Source organism: Pandoraea soli, assembly GCF_902459595.1.
Lineage (GTDB): Bacteria > Pseudomonadota > Gammaproteobacteria > Burkholderiales > Burkholderiaceae > Pandoraea > Pandoraea cepalis.
Genome location: NZ_CABPSG010000001.1, coordinates 571075 through 597592, shown reverse-complemented (window position 1 = coordinate 597592; position 26518 = coordinate 571075). Strand labels below are relative to the sequence as shown.

Annotated in this window: 24 protein-coding genes; 18 read left to right on the top strand and 6 right to left on the bottom strand. The window is 65.3% G+C overall.

Annotation, left to right across the window (positions count from 1 at the left end; all coding sequences use genetic code 11):
- The first annotated feature begins 256 nt into the window (after nucleotides 1-256).
- The 4 genes from PSO31014_RS02460 to zapE all read left to right on the top strand — a co-directional run bounded on the left by PSO31014_RS02460 (nucleotide 257) and on the right by zapE (nucleotide 7188).
- On the top strand, nucleotides 257-3118 hold the full coding sequence (locus PSO31014_RS02460) for a 2-oxoglutarate dehydrogenase E1 component (protein WP_150550147.1): 2862 nt from the start codon (nucleotides 257-259) through the stop codon (nucleotides 3116-3118).
- A 90-nt stretch (nucleotides 3119-3208) separates the two neighbouring features.
- A complete protein-coding gene (gene odhB, locus PSO31014_RS02455; protein ID WP_150550146.1) occupies nucleotides 3209-4471 on the top strand; it encodes a 2-oxoglutarate dehydrogenase complex dihydrolipoyllysine-residue succinyltransferase in 1263 nt (420 codons plus the stop codon).
- A 97-nt stretch (nucleotides 4472-4568) separates the two neighbouring features.
- Complete coding sequence (lpdA, locus tag PSO31014_RS02450; RefSeq protein WP_150550145.1) at nucleotides 4569-5996, top strand: dihydrolipoyl dehydrogenase; 1428 nt, start codon at nucleotides 4569-4571, stop codon at nucleotides 5994-5996.
- 94 nt (nucleotides 5997-6090) lie between these two features.
- On the top strand, nucleotides 6091-7188 hold the full coding sequence (zapE, locus tag PSO31014_RS02445) for a cell division protein ZapE (protein WP_150550144.1): 1098 nt from the start codon (nucleotides 6091-6093) through the stop codon (nucleotides 7186-7188).
- A 9-nt stretch (nucleotides 7189-7197) separates the two neighbouring features.
- Here the strand turns inward: zapE and PSO31014_RS02440 are convergent, their stop codons facing one another.
- Complete coding sequence (locus tag PSO31014_RS02440) at nucleotides 7198-7524, bottom strand: hypothetical protein (protein ID WP_150550143.1); 327 nt, start codon at nucleotides 7522-7524, stop codon at nucleotides 7198-7200.
- A 219-nt stretch (nucleotides 7525-7743) separates the two neighbouring features.
- On the opposite strand from PSO31014_RS02440, the gene PSO31014_RS02435 reads away from it, so the two are divergent.
- Nucleotides 7744-8394 (top strand): DUF2939 domain-containing protein, encoded by a 651-nt coding sequence (locus PSO31014_RS02435; RefSeq protein WP_150550142.1) that lies wholly within the window; start codon nucleotides 7744-7746, stop codon nucleotides 8392-8394.
- A gap of 176 nt (nucleotides 8395-8570) precedes the next feature.
- Nucleotides 8571-9053 carry a DUF2147 domain-containing protein gene (locus PSO31014_RS02430; protein ID WP_150550141.1) on the top strand — a complete coding sequence of 161 codons (483 nt, stop codon included), beginning with the start codon at nucleotides 8571-8573 and terminating at the stop codon, nucleotides 9051-9053.
- A 444-nt stretch (nucleotides 9054-9497) separates the two neighbouring features.
- On the opposite strand, the gene PSO31014_RS02425 is transcribed toward PSO31014_RS02430, so the two are convergent.
- The 5 genes from PSO31014_RS02425 to PSO31014_RS02405 form a co-directional block, all read right to left on the bottom strand.
- Nucleotides 9498-10730, bottom strand: a complete 1233-nt coding sequence (locus PSO31014_RS02425) for a collagen-like triple helix repeat-containing protein (protein ID WP_150550140.1) — start codon at nucleotides 10728-10730, stop codon at nucleotides 9498-9500.
- Between the two features lie 40 nt (nucleotides 10731-10770).
- Complete coding sequence (locus tag PSO31014_RS02420) at nucleotides 10771-11502, bottom strand: MarR family winged helix-turn-helix transcriptional regulator (protein ID WP_150550139.1); 732 nt, start codon at nucleotides 11500-11502, stop codon at nucleotides 10771-10773.
- 67 nt (nucleotides 11503-11569) lie between these two features.
- A complete protein-coding gene (locus PSO31014_RS02415) occupies nucleotides 11570-12790 on the bottom strand; it encodes a collagen-like triple helix repeat-containing protein (RefSeq protein ID WP_150550138.1) in 1221 nt (406 codons plus the stop codon).
- A 39-nt stretch (nucleotides 12791-12829) separates the two neighbouring features.
- Nucleotides 12830-14548, bottom strand: coding sequence for a collagen-like triple helix repeat-containing protein (locus PSO31014_RS02410; protein WP_150550137.1), 1719 nt, complete (start codon nucleotides 14546-14548; stop codon nucleotides 12830-12832).
- 28 nt (nucleotides 14549-14576) lie between these two features.
- On the bottom strand, nucleotides 14577-14897 hold the full coding sequence (locus PSO31014_RS02405; protein WP_150550136.1) for a hypothetical protein: 321 nt from the start codon (nucleotides 14895-14897) through the stop codon (nucleotides 14577-14579).
- Nucleotides 14898-15821: 924 nt separating this feature from the next.
- On the opposite strand from PSO31014_RS02405, the gene PSO31014_RS02400 reads away from it, so the two are divergent.
- The 12 genes from PSO31014_RS02400 to PSO31014_RS02345 all read left to right on the top strand — a co-directional run bounded on the left by PSO31014_RS02400 (nucleotide 15822) and on the right by PSO31014_RS02345 (nucleotide 26514).
- Nucleotides 15822-16007: a Flp family type IVb pilin gene (locus tag PSO31014_RS02400; protein WP_150550135.1), complete on the top strand. Its 186-nt coding sequence runs from the start codon at nucleotides 15822-15824 to the stop codon at nucleotides 16005-16007.
- Between the two features lie 142 nt (nucleotides 16008-16149).
- Complete coding sequence (locus tag PSO31014_RS02395; protein WP_246176190.1) at nucleotides 16150-16353, top strand: Flp family type IVb pilin; 204 nt, start codon at nucleotides 16150-16152, stop codon at nucleotides 16351-16353.
- 13 nt (nucleotides 16354-16366) lie between these two features.
- Nucleotides 16367-16846, top strand: coding sequence for a prepilin peptidase (locus PSO31014_RS02390; protein ID WP_150550134.1), 480 nt, complete (start codon nucleotides 16367-16369; stop codon nucleotides 16844-16846).
- A gap of 220 nt (nucleotides 16847-17066) precedes the next feature.
- Nucleotides 17067-17543, top strand: coding sequence for a TadE/TadG family type IV pilus assembly protein (locus PSO31014_RS02385; RefSeq protein ID WP_150550133.1), 477 nt, complete (start codon nucleotides 17067-17069; stop codon nucleotides 17541-17543).
- A 158-nt stretch (nucleotides 17544-17701) separates the two neighbouring features.
- Nucleotides 17702-18724 (top strand): Flp pilus assembly protein CpaB, encoded by a 1023-nt coding sequence (gene cpaB / locus PSO31014_RS02380; RefSeq protein WP_150550132.1) that lies wholly within the window; start codon nucleotides 17702-17704, stop codon nucleotides 18722-18724.
- Between the two features lie 128 nt (nucleotides 18725-18852).
- A complete protein-coding gene (locus tag PSO31014_RS02375; protein ID WP_150550411.1) occupies nucleotides 18853-20187 on the top strand; it encodes a type II and III secretion system protein family protein in 1335 nt (444 codons plus the stop codon).
- 77 nt (nucleotides 20188-20264) lie between these two features.
- Entirely contained in the window at nucleotides 20265-21605 is a 1341-nt protein-coding gene (locus PSO31014_RS02370) for a CpaE/TadZ family protein (RefSeq protein ID WP_150550131.1), read from the top strand.
- Between the two features lies 1 nt (nucleotide 21606).
- Nucleotides 21607-22980: a TadA family conjugal transfer-associated ATPase gene (locus PSO31014_RS02365; protein ID WP_150550130.1), complete on the top strand. Its 1374-nt coding sequence runs from the start codon at nucleotides 21607-21609 to the stop codon at nucleotides 22978-22980.
- Nucleotides 22977-23900, top strand: coding sequence for a type II secretion system F family protein (locus PSO31014_RS02360; RefSeq protein ID WP_150550129.1), 924 nt, complete (start codon nucleotides 22977-22979; stop codon nucleotides 23898-23900). The genes PSO31014_RS02365 and PSO31014_RS02360 overlap by 4 nt, the downstream gene beginning before the upstream one ends.
- 19 nt (nucleotides 23901-23919) lie before the next feature.
- Nucleotides 23920-24939 carry a type II secretion system F family protein gene (locus PSO31014_RS02355; protein ID WP_150550128.1) on the top strand — a complete coding sequence of 340 codons (1020 nt, stop codon included), beginning with the start codon at nucleotides 23920-23922 and terminating at the stop codon, nucleotides 24937-24939.
- Nucleotides 24936-25904, top strand: a complete 969-nt coding sequence (locus PSO31014_RS02350; RefSeq protein WP_150550127.1) for a tetratricopeptide repeat protein — start codon at nucleotides 24936-24938, stop codon at nucleotides 25902-25904. The genes PSO31014_RS02355 and PSO31014_RS02350 overlap by 4 nt, the downstream gene beginning before the upstream one ends.
- Before the next feature lie 70 nt (nucleotides 25905-25974).
- Nucleotides 25975-26514, top strand: a complete 540-nt coding sequence (locus PSO31014_RS02345) for a DUF3613 domain-containing protein (RefSeq protein WP_174976350.1) — start codon at nucleotides 25975-25977, stop codon at nucleotides 26512-26514.
- The last annotated feature ends 4 nt before the right edge of the window (nucleotides 26515-26518 follow it).

The following is a 26518-nucleotide window of genomic DNA, read 5'->3' as shown; positions in this document are numbered from 1 at the left end:
AAATATAGGCATAAGGCGCAGGCGGGCCGGCGCAGTGCAAACCTGCGACGCATGCTGCGGTTACGCCGCAAGTCCCCGTGCAACGGCTTTCCGGGTCGGTGGGCGCTGGGAAAACGTGCTATGCTCCTCGCCGTGATTTATCAGGTCCTTCCAAGCACCACTTGATTCTCGCAATCCGCTAATCGGTCAGGCCGTGTCGCGGAAGGTTTCGTAACCCGCTATTTCTCGAGACACTCGTAGAAAAGGTGAGCGCAAAATGAGTTTGATGGAACAATTCCAAGCGAACTCGTACCTCTTCGGCGGCAATGCCCCCTACGTTGAAGAACTGTACGAATCGTATCTAGACAATCCGGCTTCCGTGCCGGACAACTGGCGTCAGTATTTCGACGCGCTGCAAAACGTTCCCGCTGTTGATGGTTCCAACGCCAACGACGTGGCTCACGCCCCGATCGTGGAGTCGTTCGCCCAGCGCGCCAAGGCCAATGCCTTCGTGCCGCACGCCGGCGCCTCCGACCTGGCCGTGGCCCGCAAGCAGGTGCACGTGCAGTCGCTCGTCGCCGCCTACCGCTTCCTGGGCGCCCGCTGGGCCAACCTGGACCCGCTCAAGCGTCAGGAACGTCCGGCCATTCCGGAACTGGAACCCGCGTTCTACGACCTGACCGAAGCCGACATGGACAGCGTGTACTCGGCCGAGAACACGTACTTCGGTTTCGAACAGGCCAGCTTGCGCGACCTGCTCAAGTCGCTGCGCGACACGTACTGCGGCTCGATCGGCGCCGAGTACATGTACATCAGCGACCCGGTGCAAAAGCGCTGGTGGCAAGAGCGTCTGGAGAAGGTGCGTGCCACGCCCAACTTCACCGCTGAAAAGAAGAAGCACATCCTCGAACGCCTGACCGCCGCTGAAGGCCTCGAGCGTTACCTGCACACCAAGTTCGTCGGCCAGAAGCGCTTCTCGCTCGAAGGCGGCGAATCGTTCATCGTGGCGATGGACGAACTCGTCCACCACGCCGGTGCCAAGGGCGTGCAGGAAATCGTGATCGGCATGGCCCACCGCGGCCGTCTGAACGTGCTGGTCAACACGCTGGGCAAAATGCCGGCGGACCTGTTCGCCGAATTCGAAGGCAAGCACGTCGACGATCTGCCGGCCGGTGACGTGAAGTACCACAAGGGCTTCTCGAGCGACGTCTCGACGGGCGGTGGTCCGGTCCACCTGTCGCTGGCGTTCAACCCGTCGCACCTGGAAATCGTGAACCCGGTGGTCGAGGGCTCGGCCAAGGCGCGTATGGACCGTCGTGGCGAAGCCGACGCGGCCAGCGTGCTGCCGGTGCAAGTTCACGGTGACGCCGCGTTCGCGGGTCAGGGCGTCGTGATGGAAACGCTGAACCTCGCGCAGACGCGCGGTTACGGCACGCACGGCACGGTGCACATCGTCATCAACAACCAGATCGGCTTCACCACGTCGGATCCGCGTGACGCCCGTTCGACGACGTACTGCTCGGACGTGGTCAAGATGATCGAAGCGCCGGTGCTGCACGTGAACGGCGACGATCCGGAAGCGGTCGTGCTGGCCATGCAACTGGCCCTGGACTTCCGTCAGGAGTTCAAGAAAGACGCCGTCGTGGACATCGTTTGCTACCGCAAGCTGGGCCACAACGAGCAGGACACCCCGGCGGTCACGCAGCCGCTGATGTACAAGAAGATTGCCCAGCACCCGGGCACGCGCGCGCTGTACGTCGAGAAGCTGGTCACGCAAGGCGTGATTACGGCCGAAGAAGGCAACGGCTTCGTCGCGGCCTACCGAAAGGCCATGGACGACGGTCACCACACTGTCGACCCGGTGCTCTCGAACTACAAGAGCAAGTACGCGGTCGACTGGGTGCCGTTCCTGAACAAGAAGTGGACCGATGCCGGCGATACGGCCGTGCCGCTGAACGAACTCAAGCGTCTGGCCGAGCGCATCACCACGATCCCGGCGAACTTCAAGGTTCACCCGCTCGTCGAGAAGGTCATCAACGACCGTCGCAAGATGGGCGCGGGCGAGCAGCCGCTCGACTGGGGCATGGGCGAGCATCTGGCCTTCGCCTCGCTGGTCTCGTCGGGCTTCGCTGTGCGCCTGACCGGTCAGGATTCGGGCCGCGGCACGTTCACGCACCGCCACTCGGTGCTGCATGACCAGAACCGCGAGCGTTGGAACGACGGCACCTACGTGCCGCTGCAACACGTGGCCGACGGTCAGGCCACCTTCACGGTGATCGACTCGGTGCTCTCCGAAGAAGCCGTGTTGGGCTTTGAGTACGGTTACTCGACCGCCGAGCCGAACACGATGGTGCTGTGGGAAGGCCAGTTCGGCGACTTCGCCAACGGTGCGCAGGTCGTGATCGACCAGTTCATCTCGAGCGGCGAAGTGAAGTGGGGCCGCGTGTCGGGCCTGACGATGCTGCTGCCGCATGGCTACGAAGGCCAGGGTCCGGAGCACTCGTCGGCGCGTATCGAACGCTACCTGCAACTGTGCGCCGACACGAACATGCAAGTGGTCCAGCCGACAACGCCGGCACAGATCTTCCACCTGCTGCGTCGCCAGATGATCCGCCAGCTGCGCAAGCCGCTGATCGTGTTCACGCCGAAGTCGCTGCTGCGTCACAAGGAAGCCGTGAGCGACCTGTCGGAACTCGCCAAGGGCGGCTTCCAGACGGTGATCGGCGAAACCGATGCTTCGATCGACGCGAAGAAGGTCAAGCGCGTCGTCGCCTGCTCGGGCCGCCTGTACTACGACCTGATCGCTCGCCGTCGTGAAGACAAGTCGACCGACGTCGCGATCGTCCGTGTGGAACAGCTCTACCCGTTCCCGCACAAGGCGTTCGAGAACGAACTGAAGAAATACGAAAACCTCACCGAAGTGGTGTGGGCCCAGGACGAGCCGCAAAATCAAGGTCCGTGGTTCTACATCGAACACCACCTGATCGAAAGCATGAGCGCCGGTCAGAAGCTGGCTTACGCGGGTCGCGCGGCTTCGGCCTCGCCTGCCGCGGGCTACTACGCCAAGCATTACGAACAGCTCAAGCAGCTGCTCGATACGGCTTTCGGTCGCCTCAAGGGCGCGACCGTGGTGCAGTAACCGGTTAGGTCTTACAGCGGTCGTCCTCCCCCTGGGGACGGCCGCTGCCGTATTTCCGAATTGAACGTTTATCGAATCCAGGATCCAGAAATGGCCATTGTTGAAATCAAAGTCCCCCAATTCTCCGAGTCGGTTTCCGAAGGTACGCTGCTCGACTGGAAGAAAAAAGTCGGCGAAGCCTTCGCCCAAGATGAAACCGTGATCGAAGTCGAAACCGACAAGGTCGTGCTGGAAGTGCCGGCGCCCGCCGCCGGCGTGCTCGTCGAAGTGACCGCCGCCGCCGGCGACACCGTGACGTCCGAGCAAATCATCGCCAAGATCGACACGGAAGCCAAGGCAGGCGCCGCGGCACCGGTCGCCGCCAAGCCGGCAGAAGCCGCCGCACCGGCCGCTGCTGCCTCGGCCGCGGCGCCCGCCGCCGGTGGCGCATCGGGTGGCATCGCCAGCCCGGCCGCAGCCAAGGTGCTGGCCGAGAAGAACCTGTCGACCACGGACGTGGCCGGCTCGGGCCGCGACGGTCGCGTGACCAAGGGCGACGCCCTGGCCGCTGGCGCCAAGCCGGCTGCCCCCGCACCGTCGATCCCGGCACCGGCCCAACGCGCCGCGCTGCCGTCGGTGGCCGCTTCGGTGGGCCGCGACACGTCGCTGGAAGGCCGTCCGGAACAGCGTGTGCCGATGTCGCGCCTGCGCGCCCGTATCGCCGAGCGCCTGCTGCAATCGCAACAGACCAACGCCATTCTGACCACGTTCAACGAGGTCAACATGAAGCCGGTGATGGATCTGCGCAACAAGTACAAGGACAAGTTCGAGAAGGAGCACGGCGTGAAGCTGGGCTTCATGTCGTTCTTCGTCAAGGCCGCTGTCCACGCGCTCAAGAAGTACCCGGCCGTGAACGCCTCGATCGACGGTAACGACATCGTCTACCACGGCTACTTCGACATCGGTATCGCGGTCGGTTCGCCGCGTGGCCTGGTGGTGCCGATTCTGCGCAATGCCGACCAGCTGAGCCTGGCCGACATCGAGAAGAAGATCGCCGAGTACGGCAAGAAGGCGGCCGACGGCAAGCTGTCGATCGAAGAAATGACCGGCGGTACGTTCTCGATCTCGAACGGCGGTGTGTTCGGCTCGATGCTGTCGACCCCGATCATCAACCCGCCGCAGTCGGCCATTCTTGGCGTGCACGCCACGAAGGACCGCGCTGTCGTGGAGAACGGCGAGATCGTCATCCGCCCGATGAACTACCTGGCCATGAGCTACGACCACCGTATCATCGACGGTCGCGAAGCCGTGCTGAGCCTCGTCGCCATGAAGGAAGCGCTGGAAGACCCGGCTCGCCTGCTGCTCGACCTGTAAGCGTTAGCGCGCACTGCGCGGCGTCGCCCGGTCATCTTCGCATGGCCGGCGCGCCGCGCCTCCCCCTGCCGTCTGCCTTCAGTGAGTCACAATCAAAATGGCAAAAGAATTTGATGTAGTCGTAATCGGCGCCGGCCCCGGTGGTTATATTGCCGCCATCCGCGCCGCACAACTCGGTTTCTCGGTCGCTTGCGTCGAGAAATGGACCAACCCGACCGGCAAGATGGTGCTCGGCGGGACCTGCCTGAACGTCGGATGCATTCCGTCGAAGGCGCTGCTCGCCTCGTCGGAAGAGTTCGAGAAGATCGGTCATCACCTGGCCGATCACGGTATCACCACGTCGGACGTCAAGATCGACATCGAGAAGATGCTCTCGCGCAAGCAGGGTATCGTCGACAAGATGACGGGCGGTATCGAATACCTGTTCAAGAAGAACAAGATCACGTGGCTCAAGGGTCACGGCACGATCATTGCCAAGAACGACGGCGGCTATCAGATCGATGTGAAGGGTGCCGAGGCCGAGTCCGTCACGGCCAGGAACATCATCATCGCTACCGGTTCGAAGGCGCGTCATCTGCCGGGCATGCCGGTCGACAACAACCTCATCTCGGATAACGAAGGTGCGCTCTCGTTCGACACCGTGCCGAAGAAGCTGGGCGTGATCGGCGCCGGCGTGATCGGTCTGGAACTGGGTTCGGTGTGGCGCCGTCTGGGTGCCGAAGTCACCGTGCTCGAAGCCATGCCGGAATTCCTGGCGGCGGCCGATGCCGGCGTTGCGAAGGAAGCGGCCAAGCAGTTCAAGAAGCAAGGTCTGGACATCAACGTCGGCGTGAAGGTCGGCGAAGTCAAGACCGGCAAGAACAACGTCACGATCAACTACACGGACAAGGACGGCAACGCCAAGACGCTCGACGTCGATCGCTTGATCGTGTCGGTTGGCCGCGTGCCGAACACCGACGACCTGGGCCTGGGCAACATTGGTCTGGCGACCGACGAGCGCGGCTTCATTCCGGTGGACGATCACTGCCGTACCAAGCTGCCGAACGTGTACGCGATTGGCGACGTGGTGCGTGGCCCGATGCTCGCGCACAAGGCCGAAGACGAAGGCGTGCTGGTGGCGGAAGTCATCGCGGGCCAGAAGCCGCACATCGACTACAACTGCATTCCGTGGGTGATCTACACCTCGCCGGAAATCGCCTGGGTCGGCAAGACCGAGCAGCAATTGAAGGCCGAAGGCCGTGAGTTCAAGCCGGGTCAGTTCCCGTTCGCGGCCAACGGCCGTGCGCTGGGCATGGGCTCGTCGGATGGTTTCGTGAAGGTGCTGGCCGATGCCAAGACCGACGAGATCCTCGGCGTGCACGTGATCGGCCTGAACGCTTCGGACCTGATCGCCGAAGCCGTGGTGGCGATGGAGTTCAAGGCGGCGTCGGAAGACATCGGCCGTATCTGCCATCCGCACCCGTCGCTGTCGGAAGTGATGCGTGAAGCCGCCCTCGATGTCGAGAAGCGCGCGCTGAACAAGTAAGTCGCTTTACGCTGACAGGTATGACCAAAGGCGAGGCAACTCGCCTTTGTTTTTTCCCCGATTTCCTCTGCCCCCCGGCCGGTCGCCGCACTGCATGAACGTTCGCGAATACTATCAACAGGAACTGGCCGCGCGCGGCTACGAGCCCGATGAGGCGCAGGAGCGCGCCGTCGAGCGTCTGCAACAGTGCTACGACGAATGGGCGGCATACAAGGCCAGGCGTTCGAGCACCCTCAAAAAGTGGCTCGTGCATCCCGATTTGCCCAAGGGCGTGTACCTGTGGGGCGGGGTAGGCCGTGGCAAAAGCTTCCTGATGGACAGCTTCTACTCGGTGGTGCCGCTGCAGCGCAAGACGCGTCTGCATTTCCATGAGTTCATGCGTGAGGTGCATCACCAGTTGCAAGCGCTCAAGGGGCAGCCCGATCCGCTCGACGAATTGGCCAAGCGCATCGCCAAGCGGTATCGCCTGATCTGCTTCGACGAATTCCACGTCTCCGATGTAGCCGATGCCATGATCCTCCACCGACTGCTTGCCGAGCTGTTCAAGAACGGCGTGCAATTCGTGATGACGTCGAACTATCGTCCCGACACGCTGTACCCGGACGGTTTGCATCGTGACCGCGTGCTGCCCGCGATCCGGCTGCTCGAAGAGAAGCTCGACGTGCTCAATGTCGACGCCGGCATCGACTATCGACGCCGCACGCTGGCGCAGGTGCAGGTCTATCACTATCCCCTTGGCAACGAGGCGAATCGTGCGCTGCGTGCGGCGTTTGCCGAGATCGCCGGGGTTCCCGACGAGAGCCCGCTGCTGCACATCGAGCAGCGCGAGCTGAAGGCCCTGCGTCGCGCGGGCGGCGTGGTGTGGTTCAACTTCCATATGTTGTGCGGCGGACCGCGTTCGCAGAACGACTATCTCGAACTGGCCAATCGCTTCCACACCGTCGTGCTGTCGGACGTGCCGAAGATGACGCCGCGCATGGCGTCGGAGGCGCGTCGCTTCACATGGCTCGTCGACGTCTTCTACGACCACAAGGTCAAGCTGCTGATGTCGGCGGAAGTGCCCCCCGAGGAGTTGTACGTGGAGGGCACGCTGGCTAACGAGTTTGCTCGGACGGTATCGCGTCTCGTGGAAATGCAGTCATTGGAATATCTCGAAGCGCCGCGTCGCGTGGTGGATACGTCGCTCACCTGAGCGTTGCGCTCAACGCGAGCGCGCGCCGCGATCGCCACGACCGCGCCCACGCGGGTCGGCAGCGGGCGGTGGCGCGGGCGCTTGCCGCTGTTCGCGCAGATGGTTGTAGATGTCGCCGCGCAAGTCGCCCTGCGGCCGTACGGCCTGCGGCGGCGGCCGTGACGGTCCAGGCCGTGCGCCACCGCGGTGATTGCCGCGTCCGTCGGGACGCTCGGCGCCCTGTGCAAACCAACTCTGGAAAAACCGGCTGTTCGACCACGGTTGTGCCGTTGCGCTCAGCGCGGTGACGGCCAGCATGACGCAGCACGTCATCCGGACAAGTCGGACGAGCCGCATGGTGCCACCTCCTTGTCGGTTGAACTGCCGCGTACCTTGCACGTACCATGCCTTGCCGAGTGGGCCAGCGCCGGAACGTGCCGCGCATTTGCGGCTACGTTTCCAGAGTAAAAGGGCGCGGCGTCGCTTGCTGTAAAGATTTGTAAAGCAATGTAAGCCAGCAGGGGCGAGTTGCCGTACGTCGCCTACCATGCGCAGTTTGATCGACGGAGTTTTGCCATGCGTAAGCTGTCAACGATCGCGATGTCGCTCGGGGCACTGGTTGTCGTGCTGGGTCTACTTTTCGGCACGCCGTATTACACGTTGTGGCGGGCGCGCGACGCGGCCGATGCGCGCGATGCGACGGCGCTGTCGTCTTACGTCGACTATCCGGCCGTGCGTGAAAGCCTGAAAACGAGTCTTCACGACGAACTCTCGCGTCAGATGGACAAGCAGCGCGGCAACGCCTTCGGGGCACTTGCTCTCGCGCTCGGTGGATGGGTGTCGGATCGCGTTGTCGAGGCGTTGCTCACGCCCGAAGCGGTGGCGGCCATGCTGCGGGGGGACAGTACCGGATTGCCGCCCGCGCCCGGTGCGCCCGCGCCGCGCGATGCGGCACCGCAGGCGCAGGACAGTGCCCCGCCGGCGCCGCCGCCGGCCGCAGCCGACCCCTATGCCGCCAACACGCCCGACGCGCGCTCAGGTGATGCGTCGCCGTCGTCGGGCAACACACCGCCGCGCACCACCACGCGGACCGAGTTTCAGGACTTCAATCATTTCCTTGTCCATGTTTCGCGCAGCGACCGCCCGACGCGCATCGTGACGTTTACGCTGACGCGACGCAATCTTGTGCAATGGCGTCTGACCGCGATTGCCTTGCCGCCGTTGTAATCGTCGACGGCGGCAAGACGCCCGGCGTGCGCGGCGATTTCGGCTAGAGGACTTCCTCAGCACGGCGTTACGCCTTTGGCGTAATCTGCAAAGCGACTCGCGCGAGTGGCGGTGCGGTGATGACCGCTATCGTGAGTCCTACGAAAATCAATTCCGTATCCGGGAGGATGACAATCATGAAGCAAATTTCGAACGCGACGTCGTGGCGACGTCTGGGTGCACACGCGCTCGTTGCAGTGGCATTGTTGGGCGGCGTTGCCAAGGCGGCCGTCGCGGCCAACGACATGTCGCCGGTTGGCGTGTGGAAGACCATCGACGACAATACCGGCAAGCCCAAGGCGCTTGTCACGATCTCGGAGAAGGATGGTGAATACGTGGGCGTCGTCACCAAGGGCCTAGGCGAAAACGACGATCCGGCGCGTGTCTGCACGGCCTGCACCGACGCGCGCAAGGGACAGAAGATGCTGGGCATGCAGATCATTCGCGGCATCCGCAAGGACGGCGAAGTGTATGACGGCGGCAAGATCCTCGATCCGGAGAACGGCATGGAGTACAGCTGCAAGATCACCGTGATCGACGGCGGCAAGAAACTCGACGTGCGTGGCTACCTCGGGATTTCGCTGCTCGGTCGCACGCAGACCTGGATCCGAGACCAGTAATCGGCTTCGGCGGCGCGTCGGGGGCGTTGCTACGATCCGTCTGCGCCGCCAATGCGCGATAGGCATTCCCGCAAGGATGCTCAAAAGGCAAAAAGACTCGGACGAATGCTCGTCCGAGTCTTTTTTGTTGGCGTGCGAGCGCAACGTTAAGGCAACGCTCAGGTAACGTCACCGCAAAGGTGTCGCGACGTGTCGCGTGATCACGCCGACGTCGACGGCCTCGATCACGTTGACAGCCGTCTGCCGGAATGATCGATCGCTCGACGCCAGACACGGCAAAGCCCGGCCAGTGTCGCTTCACTGGCCGGGTTTGCCGTCGTCATTGGGCCTGCACCCCGCCGACGTTCCCCCTCTCGCGATCTTGCGACGCTTCGGTACGTCGCGCTACTCTCCCATCCCCTGTCTCATCACTGTCCCGCTTCCGTCTAGCTTCCGTCCCGCTATTTATTTGGCCACGCCGCCCAACAGTCCCGTCACCGGCGCGAGCAGGCCGCTCGCACCGCCCGTGCCGCCGGTGCTACCGGACCCGACGCTGGCCAGCGTCGCGAGCGGTGCCGTGACCGTGTTCAGCAGCGTCGTGACGGGGGCCAGCGCCGAGCCAGCACCGCCGCTGCCGCCAGAGGAACTCGTCACACCACCCAACAGGCCCGTGACGGCCCCCAGCGGACTGCTGCCGGAGGCGCCCGTTGAACTCGACAGTCCGCCGAGCAAACCGGTGAGGGCGCCCAGTGGATTGTTGCCGCTCGCCGGGGTGGGCGTCACCGTGGTGTTCCCAACGTTGGCGAGCACGTTACCGAGCGCATTCGGTTGCGTCGTGCTGGTGGTTCCCGACAACAGGCCGCTCGCGCTCGTGACCGTGTTGCCCAGCGCCATGAGCGGATTACCGAGGCTTGCGACAACGGCGTTCGGTGCGGCTGCCTTGACTTGCGCGCCGGTCGAGTTCAACGCGCCGCCCAGTGTGCCGAGCAGACCGGCCGCCGGTGTGCCCAGACCGGTGGTGTTGCCGAGCGTCTGCGTTGTCGTCGTGAGCGTATTCGTGATCGGTGTGATAGCTGACGAGAGGGCCGTCGTCGCTTGAACGACAGGGGCGCTCGTCAATGCCTGAGTGAGCGCGGAACCGCCTTGCACGCCCCCCTGGCCGACGGTCGCGACGGCGGTGCCCAGCACGCCCGTGAGCGTGTCGATCGGTGTGTTCGCCAGCGGGCCGCTCTTGCCGATGCCGGCAATGCCGCTGCCGAACAATACCCCGGCATTGCCGAGATCGGACACGACACCGCCCGTGCTCGCGAGCGTGGTGCCGACCGGGTTCGTGCCGGACGTGCCGAGCTGGCCCAGTCCGCTACCCACGCCTTTGCCCAGGTCCGTGACGGCGTTGCCCGTTTGCGTGAGCGCTCCGCCGAAACCCTGCGTGGCTTGCGTGGATACACCCGGCACCGTCGCGCCGGCGACCTGATTGCCGAGCGCGCTCACCACCGAGCCGACCGAACTGACCACACCGGCGCTGCTCGTGGTCGGATTCGTGGGGTTGGTCGGCGTGACGGGATTCGTCGGGTCTGACGGGTTGGTCGGCGTGCTCGCCGTGGCGCCGCTGCCGCCGCCCGAACTGGAGCAACCGGTAACACCGACGATGCTCGCCACCAGCACGGCAAGCATCGTGGGACGCAAAATCTTCGACATGACGTTTCTCCTCGTTGGGGTCGTGGTCGTCGAGGCGCGCTCAGACCTTGGTCGACGCGCTTCGGCCATTGGAGACCAGACCGGCGATGTCCTGATCGGCCTCGAAGCGAAGACGGAAGGTTTCGCTCTTCAGGGTGCGGATGCTCTGCACCAGGAAATCGTGAATCGCGGCGAGTTCGCTCTGGTCGTATGCCGCGCTGACCGCCGTGAGTTCGCGCGAGACTGAGGACAGGAACTGTTCGATCTGAGCGCAACGGTCTTCGATGGGGTGGATCATCACCATGCGCCGGTCGTGGGGGTTCTTCTCCCGCTCGACGAAGCCCGCGCGCTCGAGCCGGTCGATGACCGTGGTGATGCCGCCCGAGCTCACGCCCATGAGTTCGGCGAGCTGGCCCGCGGTAATCGATTCGATTTCAAGGATCAGATCGAGCGCGTTCAGGTCGGTGACGTTCAGGCCAAGCTGCTCGGCAAGCGCTGCGTGATACAGCGCCGTGTACACGGCGAGCCGGCGTCCGAGCGAGCGGACGATGCCGGCGACGAGATCGTTACGGTTCGTGTGTCGGTCGCTCATGGTGCCGTGCGATGTGTTGAGCGGGGAGGCCGTCGACGTCGCCCCGGAGGCGGCGCCCGAATCGACGCCGTATGTGTTGTGGCGATGGCCGGCGGCGAAACCGTTGCCGGTGTCGCGCATGGCCACGGGTTCGGAAAGTTGCGGGGCGTTATCGCCATGACCGCGCATCAGAACGCTGGTGTCGGGAATGAAGCGGGCCATGGCATCTCCTTATCGATGAATCACGTGGTGCGCGCGCGAATCGCGCGACGCACCATTGGACGGGCGATTACTTGCCGACGCTGGCCACACTGCCGAGCAGGCTGGTGACCGGTGCGAGCAGTCCCGTCAGACCGCCCGTTGCGCCGCCCGAGCTACCGCCAGCCGTGCTCGTCACACCGGAGAGCAAGCTCGTGACCGGGGCCAGCGGGCTGCTGCTGCCGCCCGACGTGGCCCCGCTCACCCCGCCGAGCAGGCCCGTGACCGGCGCGAGCGGGCTGCTGCCCGAACCGCCGAGGCCGCCGAGCAATCCCGTAACCGAGCCGAGCGGGTTGCCGCTGCTCGATCCGCCAAGTCCGCCGAGCAGGCCGGTGACCGAACCGAGCGGGTTCGATGAACCGCCTGCGGTCGTCGTGCCCAGGTTGCCCAGCAGCGACCCGAACGGATTCGCCGAGCCGGTGGAGGTGCTGCCGTTCAGGAACGTGCCGACGCCACCCACGGTGTTGCCGGTGGCAATCACCGTGTTGCCGAGTGCGGTGACGACCGGGTTCGACGACGTTCCCTGCATCGTCTTGCCGACCGAGGCGACGCCGCCGCCGACCGTCTGCAGCAAACCCTGTACCGGACTGCCCAGGCCCGTGGTCATGCCCACGGTGCGGGTGGTGTCGGACACGACATTGGTGATCGGTGTGATGGCCGACGAGAGCGCCGTGGTGGCCTGAACCACCGGGCCGCCCGTGAAGGCCTGTTTCAGGATCGCACCGCCCGCGATGCCACCTTGGCCGACGGTCGCGACCACGTTGCCAAGTGCTCCGGTCAGCGTATCGACGGGCGTGCCTGCCAGCGGACCGCTCTTGCCGATACCGGCCACGCCGCTGCCCAGCGAGACGCCTGCCTGACCGAGGTCGGTCACGACATTGCCGGTGCTCGCGAGCGTGGTGCCGACCGGATCCGACGAGGCGCCGACTTGGCCGAGACCGCTGCTCACGCCGTTGCCGAGGTCGGTGACGGCGTTGCCGGTCTGCTTGAGCGCACCGCCGAAGCCCTGCGACGCTTGCGTGGACACGAGCGGCAACTGGGTGCTGGCCACTTGGTCGCCCAAGGCGCTGACGACGTTGCCTGCGGAACTCACGACGCCGCCGGCGCCGGTGGCGGTCGTGCCCACGGCATTCGGGGTGCCCGAGGTGCCGCCCGAAGCGCCGCTCCCGCCGCCGCCGCTGGAGCAGCCGGTCAGGGCGATGAGGCCGATGGCGGCCGAAGCCAGGAGGGTGCGTTGAAGTGCGTTGGTCATGATGTCTATCTCCCTAGATCGTTCTGGATGAATGCCTGGTTACTTCTTCGCGCCGAGCAAGCCGCCGAGCAGACTGGTCACCGGCGCGAGCGGGCCGCTGCTGCTACCCGAGCCCGTGGCTCCGCCGACCGTGCCCGTTACGGAACTGAGCAGCGCCGTCACCGGGGCCAGGGCACCGCCTGCTGCCGTGCCACCCGTTCCCGTAGAAGCTCCGCCGGTGGCGCTGCCGAGGGCACCGGTCAGGCCGGAGACGAGGCTCGTGACCGGGGCGAGCGGGCCGCCGGTCGACGTACCGCCCGTGGCACCGCCGAGCGCGCCGGTCAGGCCAGAGACGAGGCTCGTGACCGGGGCCAGCGGGTTGCTGCCCGAGGCGCCGCCGGTGGCACCGCCGAGCGCGCCGGTCAGGCCAGAGACGAGGCTCGTGACCGGGGCCAGCGGGTTGCTGCCCGAGGCACCGCCAGCGGCGCCACCGAGCGTGCTCGTCAGGCCAGAGACGAGGCTCGTGACCGGGGCCAGCGGGTTACTGCCCGAGGCGCCGCCCGTGGCACCGCCGAGCGTGCCGGTCAAGCCAGAGACGAGGCTCGTGACGGGGGCCAGCGGATTGCCGCCCGAGGTGCCCCCAGTGGCGCCGCCGAGGGTGCCGGTCAAGCCGGAGACGAGGCTCGTGATCGGTGCCAGCGGACCGGCGCCCGCGCCACCCCCGAGGCCACCCGGCAGCCCGCCAAGGACCGAGGTGAGCGGGGCGAGCGGGTTGGTGCTCGTCGGGGTGCCGTGGACCGCGCCGCCCAGGCTGGCCACCGTGTTACCCACGCCCGCCACGATGCCGCCGACATCGGTTGCGACCGGATTGTTGAGCTGACCGGCGATCTGCGTGCCGACACCGGCCAGGCCGCCGCCGATTTGCGCCAGCAGGCCGGAAACCGGTGTGCCGAGGCCTGTCGTGTTACCGACCGTTTGCGTGGTATTGGTCACGACGTTCGTGATCGGCGTGATGGCAGACGAGAGCGAGGTGGTCAGTTGCTGCACCGGGCCGCTCGTGATCGTCTGCGTCAAACCGCTGCCGAGGCTTTGGCCTGCCATGCCTACCGACGTCACGACACCGCCAAGCAGCGTGGTCACGCCATTGACCGGCGTATTGGCAAGCGGGCCGGTTTGCCCGAGGCCGGCGACGGCGCTACCCAGTTGCGTGCCGGCAGTGCCGAGGTCGGTGACTGCACCGCCCACGCTGGCGAGCGTCGGATTGAGCGGATCGCTCACCGAACCCAGTTTGCCGAGACCGTTCGTGAGGCCATTGCCAAGGGTCTGCACGGCGTTGCCGGTCGAGACGGCGGCGCCGGCGAGCCCACTTTGCGTTTGCGTGCTGACCAGCGGCAGTTGGGTGCCGGCCAGCGTGGTGCCCAGATCGCTGACGGTCTTGCCAACTTGTGTCACGACTCCCGTGCTCGCGGTGGCGGCTACGGTGCCGATCGGGTTGGTTGTGGCGCTGCTGCCGGTGCCGCCGGTCCCGCTGCCGTCTCCACTGCCGTCTCCACTGCCGCCGCTCCCGCCGCCACTGCCATTGCCGCCGACGCCCGAACCGTCAGTCACCGTGCCGGCGCCCGTGCCGCCCCCGCCGCCAGTGCCGGCGCTGGTGCCGCTGGTGCCGCTGTCGCCGAGCGACCCGCTGGTGCCGCCGGAGCCGGAACTCGCGCAGCCGGTCATCGTGACGATCGCGAGCAGGCAGGCGGAAGCGAGAAGATGGCGTTGAATGTTTTTCATGATGATGTCCTCTGGTCTGTATCGGTGGTCAGGCGAGCGCGTCTTGCGCCGCCAATCGGCTGTTCATGCGTTGTGCGATGAGTGCGAACAGGAGCGCGTTGACGACTGCGCTATCGGGGCCCGTCATCGCGTGGGCCGAATGCGTGTGGTCGGCGCGAGCGGCGTTGGGCGAATCGGTCGGTGTGGCGGTGGCGCGTACGCCACCGCCTTCTGCACCGCCCCTCCCTGGGCTTGCGCCTCTACGATCGTTCTCGGCAGCAGCGCTTCGCTGCGTTGCCGCGATGCGTTGCTGAGCGCCAGACAGGGCGGCAGGGCGCGGCATCGTTTGATTGGTATTGCCAATGATCATGGTGTCCCCCGGTGATCTTCAGCGTTGCGATGCAGGGATATGCGCAAGAGCCGTGCCAATCGCCAAGGCCGGGTTTGAATAAAACTTCTAGTTTTTCCGGAGGCGGGCTGAAAAGCCTGTATTTACTTGCGTTTCGGAAAACAAGAATCTTTCGGATCGAGAGATCGACCGACTTCGGAAGGGAGGTGGGGCAGGGTTAACGCCATCGGAAAATGACGCGTTTTCGTCGAAATGCCGTTCCCGTTACGGGGGGTGTTACGGGGAACGTTACGTAACGTTCCCGGCGAAACGGATGTCGGTGTCGTGTAGAAATACGAAGTAAATTGCCAAGCCATGCGACGCTTGAGCATGGAAGGCGCGCAAAGGCTGGATGTTGGCGTGTCGCGGCGCTGGCGAGCCGAATCTCGTTTCCGGGCGAGGCGCGAGTCGGGGGATGTCGGGAGGCGGGGGTGTTGAGCGAAGCGCAACCGTGATCAACAGCGACAACACGAGGTGAATCCGTTGAATCAGATGAATCGCTATTTAACGGCGTGCTACAGGTATTGCGCGTGCACGTGTGGCGTGACACCAATCATGGTTTTCCCTCGCGGGCGTTGTATTACCTGGATTTGGAGTATTGTTTGATCCATCGATGTAACGCTTTCTTACATTCTCCAGGGTGATTGGAAGCAAGGCTCTAGTTTTTGTTTGCAGGTTTAAATTAGCATCGAAAAAAACGTACGCCGCGACAAAAGCGATATCGACAAGCTCAGAAATGTTGGCGTACAACGCAAAAGAGGTTCGCAAGCCCGATGGCGCAACGAACCCGAGGCCGAACTCAAGCATTGATAAGCGATATGGCGCACGTGCGTCGGCGACCGAGAGGCCGTTGATGTCCCGTTGTGTCCGAACGGGCGCTTGGCGCCTTTTTAGTGGGAGCGTGATATGAAACTTGGCAATCGCATTCGACTGTTTGCTCGCGACGAACGTGGGGTTACGGCACTGGAGTACGGCATTCTCGCCGCGATCGTGGCCGTGCTGATCGGTGGCACGGTTTTTACGAACCTGTCAGGGGTATTCACTTCGGTATTTACGAAAATCACGTCGGTCGTCACGAACGTCGGTTCATGACGTTCCGGCAACGCGACCCGTTTGTCGCCGGCGTGAGCCTGGCGGCACCGGTGTCACGGTTGTGGTTGGAAAAATTGGGAAGGACACCGTAATTGTCTGGCGTTCTTCAGGGCCGTGGGCGGCAGTATTCGCGAGGGCGCGAATGATGCGGGCAAAGCGAGCAGGGAGGGGCGGACGGCAGCGCAGCCTGTTCCGGCAGTCTGGGGTCACGGCGCTTGAGTACGGCATTCTGGCCGCCATTGTCGCCCTCTTGGTCGGCGCGACGGTGTTTACCAATTTGACGACCGTGCTCACCAATGTGTTCAGCAATCTCACGTCGGTCGCAACGTCCGCTGTGAACCACTGACGCGAGACGTAACGTGCTCACCTTGTTGTGGCTGTTGTGCTTGCCGATTGTGGTCACCGACCTGGTCGCACGCCGTATCCCGAATGTCTGGCTGTTGGTCGTCGGGGCGCTGGCACTGGTCTGGATTGCGTGGAGAGCGTGGCATGGCGAGCCTCGGGTCATGTGGGTTCACGGGCTCGGCGCGCTGCTCGGATTGATCGCACTGCTACCTTTCTGGTGGCGCAACGTGATGGCGGCGGGCGACGTCAAGCTTTTCGCGCTGATTGGGCTGGTGGCAGGGTATTCCGCGCTGCTGCCGGTATGGTGCCTGGCCAGCGTGGCGGCTGGGGGGCATGCGCTGGTGTTGTTGACCTTGCGGTTGAAGTGGCTGTCGCGATGGTGCGATGGTCTGAGCGCTTCCACCGCCTGGCAACGCGTTCTGCAGTGGCGGGCAGGACGCATCGGATTGCCCTACGGGGCCTATCTGGCAGCGGCGGCGCTTGTAGTGCGGTAAGTGCAGTAAATGCGGTCGTAACATAGGTTGCATTGAGCCAGGCAGAGGCAAGTCGTGCGAGTCTCCACGACCCATGCCATAGGCAAAGACAGGCGATGACGAGTGCGGCGGCAAGCGGCACCGAAATAACGAGAGGCGCGGGCGACGCCGCGCAGATTAGTATGACCAATGCGTCGCCAAACACGGCCACACAGTGCCGTGAGCGACGGGGAGCATCGTCATGAAGCGGTATGGGGCACGGGCAGGGTCAGGTTTGCGATGCACGCGCTCGCGTGGCGTCGCCGCGCTGGAATTCATGCTCATCCTGATGATCCTGCTGCCCGCGTTCTATGTTGCCGTCGCGTTCTCCATCACCATTCTTGCCCGGCAGATGCTGACGCAGGCCGCCTCCGAGGCCGGCCGCGCCATGCTGCGCGCCGGCACCATGGCGCAACGCCAGGGGTACGCCACGCAGGCGATCAACACCACGTTGACCTGGCCGTCGGCCTCGGCGGTGAGCTCCGGTTTTACGCCCGACGCGACTTACCCGTGTCCGGCGTCGGGCACCAGCGCCAGCTCGCAATGCATTGTTCACGTCACGTTGACGCTGACCCAGCCGATGACCGTCAACTGGCCGGGGCTGGGGGCGCTCGTGCCACAAAACATTGTCGGGACGGCCGCGATCACGCTCGACACATCGACATTGGGCGGCAGCTAAATGAGGGACGAGAGCGTCACAGGAGAGGCGCGGTGCGCAGGTGCCGCGAACATTCACCCCGAGCGCACAAAAGAAATGTGCGGTTATGCCAGGTTGTCATGCCGCCGGTTCGCCGGCGTCCCGCAAGTTGTGACTGAACGGCCGTCAGGCCCCAAGCCATGAACAAAGCCACCAAGATTCTTGCTGCTGTGTTGGTTGTCGCCGGTGTGTTGCTCGCGCTGTTCGCGCTGCGTCTCGGTACGTCCAACGCGCCGGCGCCGACCGCGACGCCTTCGCCGGTAACCCAGACGCTCACGCAGCGCTATCCGGCCGTGGTGGCGGCCAAGGCGCTCGCGCCGGGCCAACCCATCGCAGCGGACGGCGTGAAACTCGTATCGTTCGATAGCCAGACCGCGGGCGGCTTCGCCAACCCGGCTGACGTCGTGGGGCGCGTGCCCCTCGTCGCCCTCGCGGCCGGTGTGCCCGTTACGCAAAACGCGCTCGCACGCGGCCTCGCCCTGCAGCTCGCGCCGGGCGAGCGTGCGGTGGCCATTCCGGTCTCCGAGACCGTTGGCGTGAGCAACCGCATCCGTCCGGGGGATTACGTCGACGTCTTCTTCACGATGAAAACCAATCGACCGGCAGGACCGGCCGTGGGCCTGGTTGATGACACGCAAGCGCGTCTGCTGGCCTCCCGCGTGCGGGTGCTGAGCTATGGCAGCGCATCGCTCGACGACGTGTCACCGCCGCCGGCCACGCCGAGCGTGGCGTCCAGCGTGCAAGCCGCCACGGCGCCCGCCCCGGCCCCTGCGCAACCGGCCATCAATGCGCAGGCGCCCATGCCGGCGACGGCCGCGGTCGTGGCCGTGCCGGTGGCCGACGTCAACCGGGTGGTACTCGGCACACAGCAGGGCAAGATCACGCTGGCGCTTCGCAACCCGGGGGACGATGCCACACCCGACCCGTCGCTGTTCCCGGCGCCACCGCCCGTGCTCGCGGGCAAGGCTGGGCTCAAGGCGGACGACAAGGCGGCGCTCGAGACGCCGGAGAACCAGGCCTATGCCGGCATTGCCGCGACCGGGCTGGCAGGTGCGCCCACGCGCGCGCCGGCGGGGACCCCCCATTTGCCGGGTGCACGGGGAAGCGGCGGCGCGACGATCGAAGTCGTTCGCGGCGCGCAGCGAAGCACCGCCGCCTATTGAAGCCGCCGATGCCTAGAGGTTCGACCCGAAACGCTACGCCAATCAACCCACACAGTGACCGATACAGCCACGCCATGATCAGAAGCCAGGTTCGCACTGCCAGACGACAGACCCGACGCGTGACGGGCATGCTGTTGTGCTTTGCCGCGCTGCTCGCGTGCGCTGCCACAGTGTCGGTGCGTCTGGCCGACGCAGCCGACACCGGCTCGGGCGCCGGATCGCGCTCGCTGACGCTGGGGGTTCACGAGCAACGCGAGCTGCCAGTGCCGGGCGCGCTCGAGCGCGTTGCCGTGGCCGATCCGGCGGTGGCGGACGTCGTCGTGCTCAAGGGTTCGGGCGGACGACGCGGCTCGGTGCTGGTCGTCGGCAAGCAGGCGGGCACCACGCAGATCGCCGCGTGGCCGCGCGGCGGCGAACCGGTGCGTTGGGAAGTGCATGTGAAGGGCAGTCTGCAGGGCGCCCTGGGCGATACCGGCACGGCCAGCGTGGACGCTCGTGGCAACGCGGCGCTCATCAAGGGGCACGCGAATACCGTCATCGAACACAGCGCACTGCAATCGGCGGCGCTCGATGCGGCGGGCAAGGGCGGCGTCGTCGTCGATCGCTCGACGGTCGGGGATACCGGGGTCGTGCAGGTCGACGTGAAGATCGTCGAGATCAATCGCAATATTCTCAACCAGCTGGGGGCGCGCTTCGGCGCGTCGAAAAAGACCGGCTCGGGCACCTTCGGCGTGAGTTCAGCGCTTAACTCCGCCTTCGGTGGCGCGGGCGGGACAAGCTCCGTGCCGAACTTCGGTTCGTTCTTCGGCTCGATCACCCGCGGCGCGTTCAGCATGGCGGCGGAGATCGATCTGCTGCAATCGAACGGGCTCGGCCGGGTGCTCGCGGCGCCGACCCTGGTGGCGCTCTCGGGCCAGAGCGCAAGCTTCCTTGCGGGTGGCGAGATTCCGGTGCCTCAGTCGGGTGGCCTTGGCACCACCACCATCGTCTACAAGCCGTTCGGCGTCGGGCTCACGGTCACGCCGACAATTCTTGCGCCGAACCGCATTGCGCTGAAGGTGGCGCCCGAGGCGTCGGACATCGACTATACGAATGCCATCGTGACCGACTCGACGCAGATTCCCGCTATCACGACACGTCGCGCGGACACGACCGTCGAGTTGGGCGACGGCGAGAGCTTCGTCATCGGCGGCCTGATTTCGCGCACCACCACGGCTGCCGTAGACAAGGTGCCGCTGCTCGGCGACCTGCCGCTCATCGGCGCATTTTTCCGCAATCTGAAGTACAACAGCGCCGAGAAGGAGCTGGTGATCGTCGTCACCCCCCATCTGGTCAAGCCGGTGGCGAAAGGGGTGGCGATGCCGTTACCGGGCGATACGCGCGAGCGTCGCCCGGGCCCCGTGTGGGGCGCCTACTTGATGGGTGTAGCAAGCGACAGCGAACTGCCGGGTTTTTCGAAATAACGTCGACGCGGGTACGAAGGCCGTATCGAGCGACGCAAAGGCGAGAGCCGCGGGGCAGGGAAGTCAGGAGTGCATAAATGAACGCACCGACGCGAATACTGGACACCATGACAGAGTTGCATCGCTTCCTCTTTTGCAGCGCGCATGCGGGCCACGGTCAGTGGCTCTCGGCGGCGTTGCGCGAAGAGGGCGTGGTGTTGCAGGAGGCGGGCCGTCCGGCGCAATTGCAGCAGCGCATTGGCGATCTCGATCCGCAGGTCGTGCTGCTCGATTTTTCCGGCGAACCGACCGGCCATGCCGACGACGCCGACGACGGTGGCTTCGCCGGCGCCATCGAACTCGCGCACATGCTCAAGCGCGTGGCGCCCAAATTGCCTCTGGTCGCGGTGGGCTCGATGGTGCGGGCCGATGGCATGAAGGCGGCCATTCGCGCCGGGGTCCACGATTTTATCGATATGCACTCGACGCCCGAGGAGGCGCTCGACGTCATTCGCCGGGTGGTCGATCAAACGCCACCGCCCAGTGTCGTCGCGCCTCAACGTCACGGGCGCTTCGTGGTGCTGCTCGGCGCGCGCATCGGTGTGGGGTGCAGCACGCTCGCCGCGCATCTCTCGCAACTCGGGCAGGAGATGGTCGTGGGCGCGCATCCCGACAAGGCGGTCCGGGCGGCGAAGGTGCCAGCGAACAAGGACGATAAGTTCGATGCCTCGCTGCTCGGTCATGTGGCGCTGCTCGATCTCGGTTTGCCGTCCGGTGACGGCCTGCTGTATCTCAATATGCAAAGTCAGTTCAGCTTCGCCGAAGCGGTGCAGAATCTGCGTCGCTTCGACGAGACACTTGTCCACACGGCCGTCTCGCATACGCCAAGCGGCCTCGCGGTGTTGCCGCTGCCGCTCGATCTCGGCGACATGCGCAGCGTGGCCGCGGCCGATGCGCTGGCGCTGACCGACCGTCTGCGGGCGTTCTTCGATCTGATCGTGGCCGACCTCGGCGGCTTCTCGAATCCCGCGTTTGTCGCGAGCCTCGTGCGCGCGGCCGACGAGGTCTGGCTGGTCGTCGACCAGAGCGTGGGCGCGATCGTCTCGCTCGCGTCGATGTTGCGCGATCTCGAAGAGAAGAGCGTGGAACGCCATCACCTGCAGCTCGTGCTCAATCGCTATGACCCGCGTTACGGCATGGCGGCCGATCAGATCGCCAAGCGCTTCGAGATTCCGCTGCTCGCCACACTGCCCGATCGTCCCTTGGCCATGCTCTCGGCCACCAATCAGGGCAAGCTGATTCTCGATACCGCGCGCGGCGATCCGTACGTGCGCGCGTTGCAACCGCTCGTCGAACGACTGCTCAGCGCGCAACACGCGGGGGCGGCAGCACAACGTCATTCGTCGGGCTGGCTGGGCCGATTCATTGGAAAGCACTGATATGACCGACTCCATCGAATTTGCCGACGACAAGCGCGCGTTTGCCAATTCACAGCAGTTTCAGGACATCAAGACCGCGGCGCACGAACACCTGCTCGCGCGGATCGAGGAACTCGGTGCGGAATTCGGACGCTGGAGTCGCAGCGCGATTCAGCAGTTCGTCGATCTGGAGATGGACGGCTTCGTGCGTCTGCGTCGCATCCCGATCAACGAATCGGAGTTGCGCCAGATCTCCGATGCGCTCACGAAAGAGCTTGCCGGCTTCGGACCCATCGAGGATCTGCTCGCGGACCCGGCGGTGGAAGACATTCTGATCAACGGGTACAACGACGTGTATGTCTCGCGCGAAGGCGTGCTGGCGCGCGAAGCGTTGCGCTTTTCGGACAATCAGCATCTGCTGCGCATCGTGCGACGCATTCTTGCCCCCATCGGGCGCCGTCTCGACGAGTCGAACCCGATGGTCGACGCGCGCCTGCCCGACGGCGGGCGTCTGAACGTCGTGATCGAGCCGTTGGCCGTCGACGGGCCGGTGGTGTCGATTCGCAAGTTTCGCAAGGATCCGCTCAAGCCGTCCGATCTGCTCGCGCTCGGCAGCTTCAACGAAGAGATCTACGCGCTGCTCGACGCGGCGGTGCGCTCGCGCTGCAACATTCTTGTCTCGGGCGGGACCAGCTCGGGCAAGACCTCGCTACTCAACGCACTGGCGAGTTTCATTCCGGCGACCGAGCGCGTGGTGACGGTCGAGGATACGGCCGAACTCTCGCTCAACCACCCGCACGTGGTGCGGCTCGAATCGCGTCAGGGCGGCTTCGACGGCGCGGGCGAGGTGTCGATTCGCGATCTGATTCGCAACAGTTTGCGCATGCGGCCCGACCGCATCATCGTGGGCGAAGTGCGCGGGTCCGAAGTGCTGGAAATGATGCAGGCAATGAACACCGGCCACGAAGGCTCGATGGCGACGATCCATGCCAACTCGCCGCGCGAATGCCTCTATCGCCTGGAGATGCTGGCGGGCTTTGCCGGATTTCAGGGCAGCGAGAGCAGCCTTCGCCGGCAAATCACCAGTGCGCTTGATTTCATCGTGCAAATCGGCCGTCTGTCGAGCGGACGCCGACGCATTCTGTCGATTACCGAAGTGACCGGGGTGTCGGATACGGTGATCTCGACGCAGGAGTTGTACCGTCACGAATCGGTCGTGGGGCCCGACGGCGAAGAGAAGGATCGTTGGGTCTCGCTCGGCCTTCAGCCGCACTCGCCGAAGTTGCAGCGGTTCAGGGAGCAGACGCGCCATGCGGCGGCGGCCGCGGCGCAATCGCAAGGCAACACGCCCCCGGATTCGGGCGGCGGTGGCGGCTTTTTCGGACGCCGTCGATGAATGCCATCGTGCTGTGGGTCATTGGCATCGCCCTGCTGCTGATCGCCGCAGGGCTGGAGCTATGGCGCCGCACGCACCAGCGCGTGAGAGCGCAGGCTACGAGCGCGTTCCTCGAGCGGCAGCTTGCCCAGAACGCGCCGCGGTTCGCGGCGAACGAGGGCGACGCCGCGCGCGCGCCGCGCCGCAAGTCGTTGCCGTGGGAGTTCTTCTTCGAGCGCGCGGGCGTGCAGACCGATCCCATGTTCTACACGACGTTGGTCGCGCCCGGCCTGCTGCTGGTGATGCTGTTCTGGATGTGGCACGGACCGCTCTCGGCCATCGTCGTACTGTTGATGTACGCCGTCGGCACGGTGCTGCGCTACTGGTTCAAGGCGGCGCGCCGGCATCGCAATATCGTGCGGCAGTTGCCGATCTTTCTCGACGGCATGGTGCGGATGCTGACCGTCGGCAACAGTCTGCCGGCTGCGTTCCAGACCGCCGCGGGCAATGCCGACATGCCACTGCGCGAGCTGCTCGACCGTGCCGTGCGACAGGTGCAGGCCGGTGTGGATCTCGACGTTGCGCTCAAGCAGATCGCGCGTGTCTATCACGTCGAAGAGATTTATCTGTTCGCGTCGGTGGTCGACCTCTCCACCCGGTTCGGGGGACGCGCCGACCAGATCCTGTCGCGCATGGCGGGCTTCATGCGCGATCGCGAGCAGGCGCAAGCGGAACTGTACGCATTGTCGTCAGAGACACGGCTATCGGCATGGGTGCTGGCCGCGCTCCCAATCATTGTCAGTGCCGTGCTGATGTTGCTCAATCCGAAATTCTTCGAGCCGATGTTCCAGGAGGCGTCCGGGCAGCGGCTGCTCGCGATTGGCCTGGGACTGGAAGTCTTTGGCGGCTTCCTGTTGTACCGGCTCGCCAAGTCGCTGTGAGCGAGAGGGACTGATCGACATGCACCTCGCCAACTCGCACCTGTGGATGATGCTGGGCCTGTTGATGGTCGCGGCCGGGCTGTTGCTGGCGGCGTCGGCGTTGCTGTTGCGTGCGATGCGTCAGGGACGCAGTGAACGGATGATCGATCAGGTGCTGGCCAGCCGTCAGCAACAGGCGCTGGCGGCACTGCGTACGGCGAGTGCGCCGGGCGGGCGGCATGCGACGCCTGACGACGACACGCTGGCGACTCATGAGGGCCGACAGCGCGGCTGGCGCGCGTTGTTCGACCGTGCCGCGGCGCTGGGCAAGCAGTGGTCGGAAACGCGCCTGGGTCAGCATCTGATTGCAGCCGAGGATCGCCTGCTGCTCGCGCAATGCGGCTACGACAGCGTGCGGGCCAAGTCGCTGTTCCTGTTCGCGCGGGTGGCGCTTGCGGGTGTGCTGCCGTTGCTCGTCTGGATGTGGTTCCCGGGCAGCGGGGGTGTTGGCACGATGCTGCGCCTGATCGGTGCAGCCGGGGCCGGACTGCTCGTGCCGAAGTTCTATGTGCAACGCAAGGCGACCCAGCGCCGTCGCGAACTGATCGAGGAACTGCCATTGCTCATCGACTTGCTGCGGTTGCTGCAGGGGGTGGGCCTGTCGATGGATCAGAGCCTGTATGTGCTGGTATCGGATTTCCGCGAAGTGCTGCCGATCCTGTCTAAGGAATTCGAAAGCGCCAATCGTCAGCACGCTTCCGGGCGTGGTCGCGAGGCGTCGCTGGGTCGCTTGCGCGAGGTCTACGACAACGACGATTTGCGCGCGCTGGTGCGGCTTATCGTGCAGGTCGAGCAACATGGCGGGGCGGTGCAGGAGCCGTTGCAACAGTTCAGCGATCGTTTGCGCGAACAACGCCGGCAGACGATGAAGGAGCGCATCGGCAAGCTCACGGTGAAGATGACGTTGGCGATGATGCTGACGCTGTTACCCGCGCTGATGCTGGTGGTTGCGGGACCGGCGATCCTGTCGCTAACGAAATCGATGGAGGCTATGCAGTGACCCGACGAATTCAGACACGACGCCTCGCCCGGGCCGCTGCCGCGACCCGCGCCCCACAGCCACCGCGCGCCCGACGCGCGATGGCCGGCTCGCTGATGGCCGTGCTGTGCGCGGCCGTGCTCGCCGGGTGCGGCGGGCAGCGTATCGGTGGCTACGGTGCGCCGTCGGCGGCGGCGCTCATGCAGGCAGAGCAGAACGACGAAGCCATGGCCAAGGCGGCCAAGCCCGACACACGCGGGTTGTATCTGTCGATGATTCGCCAGATGCAGGAGCAGGGCGCGTATTTTGCGTCGCTGGCGCATATCGACGAGTTTCGGATGCAGTACGGCGCGGCGCCGGATATCGACATTCTCCGGGCCGATGCCTTGCGCGAGACCGGGCAGCCCGACGCCGCCGAGCAAGCCTATCGCCCGTTGCTGATCGGCAGCGAAGCGGCGGCGGCATGGCATGGCATGGGGCTGGTGGCGGCCCAACGCAAGGATTACGCGGCGGCGACGCGGGCGCTGCGCGAGGCAGTGACGCGCGCGCCCACACAGGCGTTCTACCTGAGCGATCTCGGCTTCGCGCTGTTGCGCAGCGGCGATACGGGCGCTGCCCGGGTGCCGCTCGCTCAGGCAGCCGAGCTGCGGCCGGACAGCCGCAAGGTGTTGAGCAATCTGGCGGTGTATCTGGTCGTGGCGGGCGAGCGCTCGCGGGCCGATGAGGTGATGACGCGCGCCGACATGCCCCAGGCGACGCGCGACGCCATCGACAGACTGGCCGCCGATATCCGCGCCGAGGGACAAGCGCGCCGGGCGGCGGCCGATGCAGCGGCGGCACGCGCCGCCGCGCAGGCCGCGGCATCGATTCCGGCACCGCTGGCGCAGGCCCGGCTTGCACGTGCCGCGGTGGCGGCCGATGCCACCGATGGCACCCGTAGCGACATGCCGATGTCGCTGATGGACCGTTTCAGCCACTCGCAGTGATGCGGTGGCTGCCGCCTTCATGCAGGGTGCAAGGCGCACGACGAGAATCACGCAATACCAGGGAGACGTGATGATGGCAGGTCAGAAACCACATGGAACATCGAACGCCTGGCCATGGCGGGCGACGCAGCTCGTTGCGGCCGCGCTCGCGCTCTGGTCGGGGACGGTCGCGGCGCAACTCAATGCGCCGATCACGGGATCGATGGGCGGCGCCGATGCACGTAACGTCGCCGCACCGGCGCCGGTTGTCTCGGCAACGCCCGCAGCGCAAACGGCGGCTGCGCCTGTAGAACAAGCGAGGCGTGTGCCGCACAACGTCGTTCGGCGCGATACGGCACTGCGTGTCGGCGAGCATGCCCGCGACGGTATGCTCGGCGACGAAACCGAAGCGTTGCTCGCGCTGCAGGCGGGCAACCTGGCCGCCGGGCCCGGACTGCCGATGCTCGGCTCGACGGCGTCGCGTGCCTACAAGCGCTATCTGGATAGCTTCACGTATCCGATTCCTCAGTTCTATCCGGCGATCGTCCAGGGCGACACGGGGACCGGCAACAATGGCGGGGGCAGCGCGGGTGCTGCGCCTGCCGCAGCGGGGGCTGGCGCGAGCCAGTAACGTG

What these genes read in the sequence shown, in the direction of transcription:
- PSO31014_RS02460 (WP_150550147.1), top strand. Translation starts at nt 257, where the DNA reads ATGAGTTTGATGGAACAATTCCAAGCGAACTCGTACCTCTTCGGCGGC.
- odhB (WP_150550146.1), top strand. Translation starts at nt 3,209, where the DNA reads ATGGCCATTGTTGAAATCAAAGTCCCCCAATTCTCCGAGTCGGTTTCC.
- lpdA (WP_150550145.1), top strand. Translation starts at nt 4,569, where the DNA reads ATGGCAAAAGAATTTGATGTAGTCGTAATCGGCGCCGGCCCCGGTGGT.
- zapE (WP_150550144.1), top strand. Translation starts at nt 6,091, where the DNA reads ATGAACGTTCGCGAATACTATCAACAGGAACTGGCCGCGCGCGGCTAC.
- PSO31014_RS02440 (WP_150550143.1), bottom strand. Translation starts at nt 7,524, where the DNA reads ATGCGGCTCGTCCGACTTGTCCGGATGACGTGCTGCGTCATGCTGGCC.
- PSO31014_RS02435 (WP_150550142.1), top strand. Translation starts at nt 7,744, where the DNA reads ATGCGTAAGCTGTCAACGATCGCGATGTCGCTCGGGGCACTGGTTGTC.
- PSO31014_RS02430 (WP_150550141.1), top strand. Translation starts at nt 8,571, where the DNA reads ATGAAGCAAATTTCGAACGCGACGTCGTGGCGACGTCTGGGTGCACAC.
- PSO31014_RS02425 (WP_150550140.1), bottom strand. Translation starts at nt 10,730, where the DNA reads ATGTCGAAGATTTTGCGTCCCACGATGCTTGCCGTGCTGGTGGCGAGC.
- PSO31014_RS02420 (WP_150550139.1), bottom strand. Translation starts at nt 11,502, where the DNA reads ATGGCCCGCTTCATTCCCGACACCAGCGTTCTGATGCGCGGTCATGGC.
- PSO31014_RS02415 (WP_150550138.1), bottom strand. Translation starts at nt 12,790, where the DNA reads ATGACCAACGCACTTCAACGCACCCTCCTGGCTTCGGCCGCCATCGGC.
- PSO31014_RS02410 (WP_150550137.1), bottom strand. Translation starts at nt 14,548, where the DNA reads ATGAAAAACATTCAACGCCATCTTCTCGCTTCCGCCTGCCTGCTCGCG.
- PSO31014_RS02405 (WP_150550136.1), bottom strand. Translation starts at nt 14,897, where the DNA reads ATGATCATTGGCAATACCAATCAAACGATGCCGCGCCCTGCCGCCCTG.
- PSO31014_RS02400 (WP_150550135.1), top strand. Translation starts at nt 15,822, where the DNA reads ATGAAACTTGGCAATCGCATTCGACTGTTTGCTCGCGACGAACGTGGG.
- PSO31014_RS02395 (WP_246176190.1), top strand. Translation starts at nt 16,150, where the DNA reads ATGATGCGGGCAAAGCGAGCAGGGAGGGGCGGACGGCAGCGCAGCCTG.
- PSO31014_RS02385 (WP_150550133.1), top strand. Translation starts at nt 17,067, where the DNA reads ATGAAGCGGTATGGGGCACGGGCAGGGTCAGGTTTGCGATGCACGCGC.
- cpaB (WP_150550132.1), top strand. Translation starts at nt 17,702, where the DNA reads ATGAACAAAGCCACCAAGATTCTTGCTGCTGTGTTGGTTGTCGCCGGT.
- PSO31014_RS02375 (WP_150550411.1), top strand. Translation starts at nt 18,853, where the DNA reads ATGCTGTTGTGCTTTGCCGCGCTGCTCGCGTGCGCTGCCACAGTGTCG.
- PSO31014_RS02370 (WP_150550131.1), top strand. Translation starts at nt 20,265, where the DNA reads ATGAACGCACCGACGCGAATACTGGACACCATGACAGAGTTGCATCGC.
- PSO31014_RS02365 (WP_150550130.1), top strand. Translation starts at nt 21,607, where the DNA reads ATGACCGACTCCATCGAATTTGCCGACGACAAGCGCGCGTTTGCCAAT.
- PSO31014_RS02360 (WP_150550129.1), top strand. Translation starts at nt 22,977, where the DNA reads ATGAATGCCATCGTGCTGTGGGTCATTGGCATCGCCCTGCTGCTGATC.
- PSO31014_RS02355 (WP_150550128.1), top strand. Translation starts at nt 23,920, where the DNA reads ATGCACCTCGCCAACTCGCACCTGTGGATGATGCTGGGCCTGTTGATG.
- PSO31014_RS02345 (WP_174976350.1), top strand. Translation starts at nt 25,975, where the DNA reads ATGATGGCAGGTCAGAAACCACATGGAACATCGAACGCCTGGCCATGG.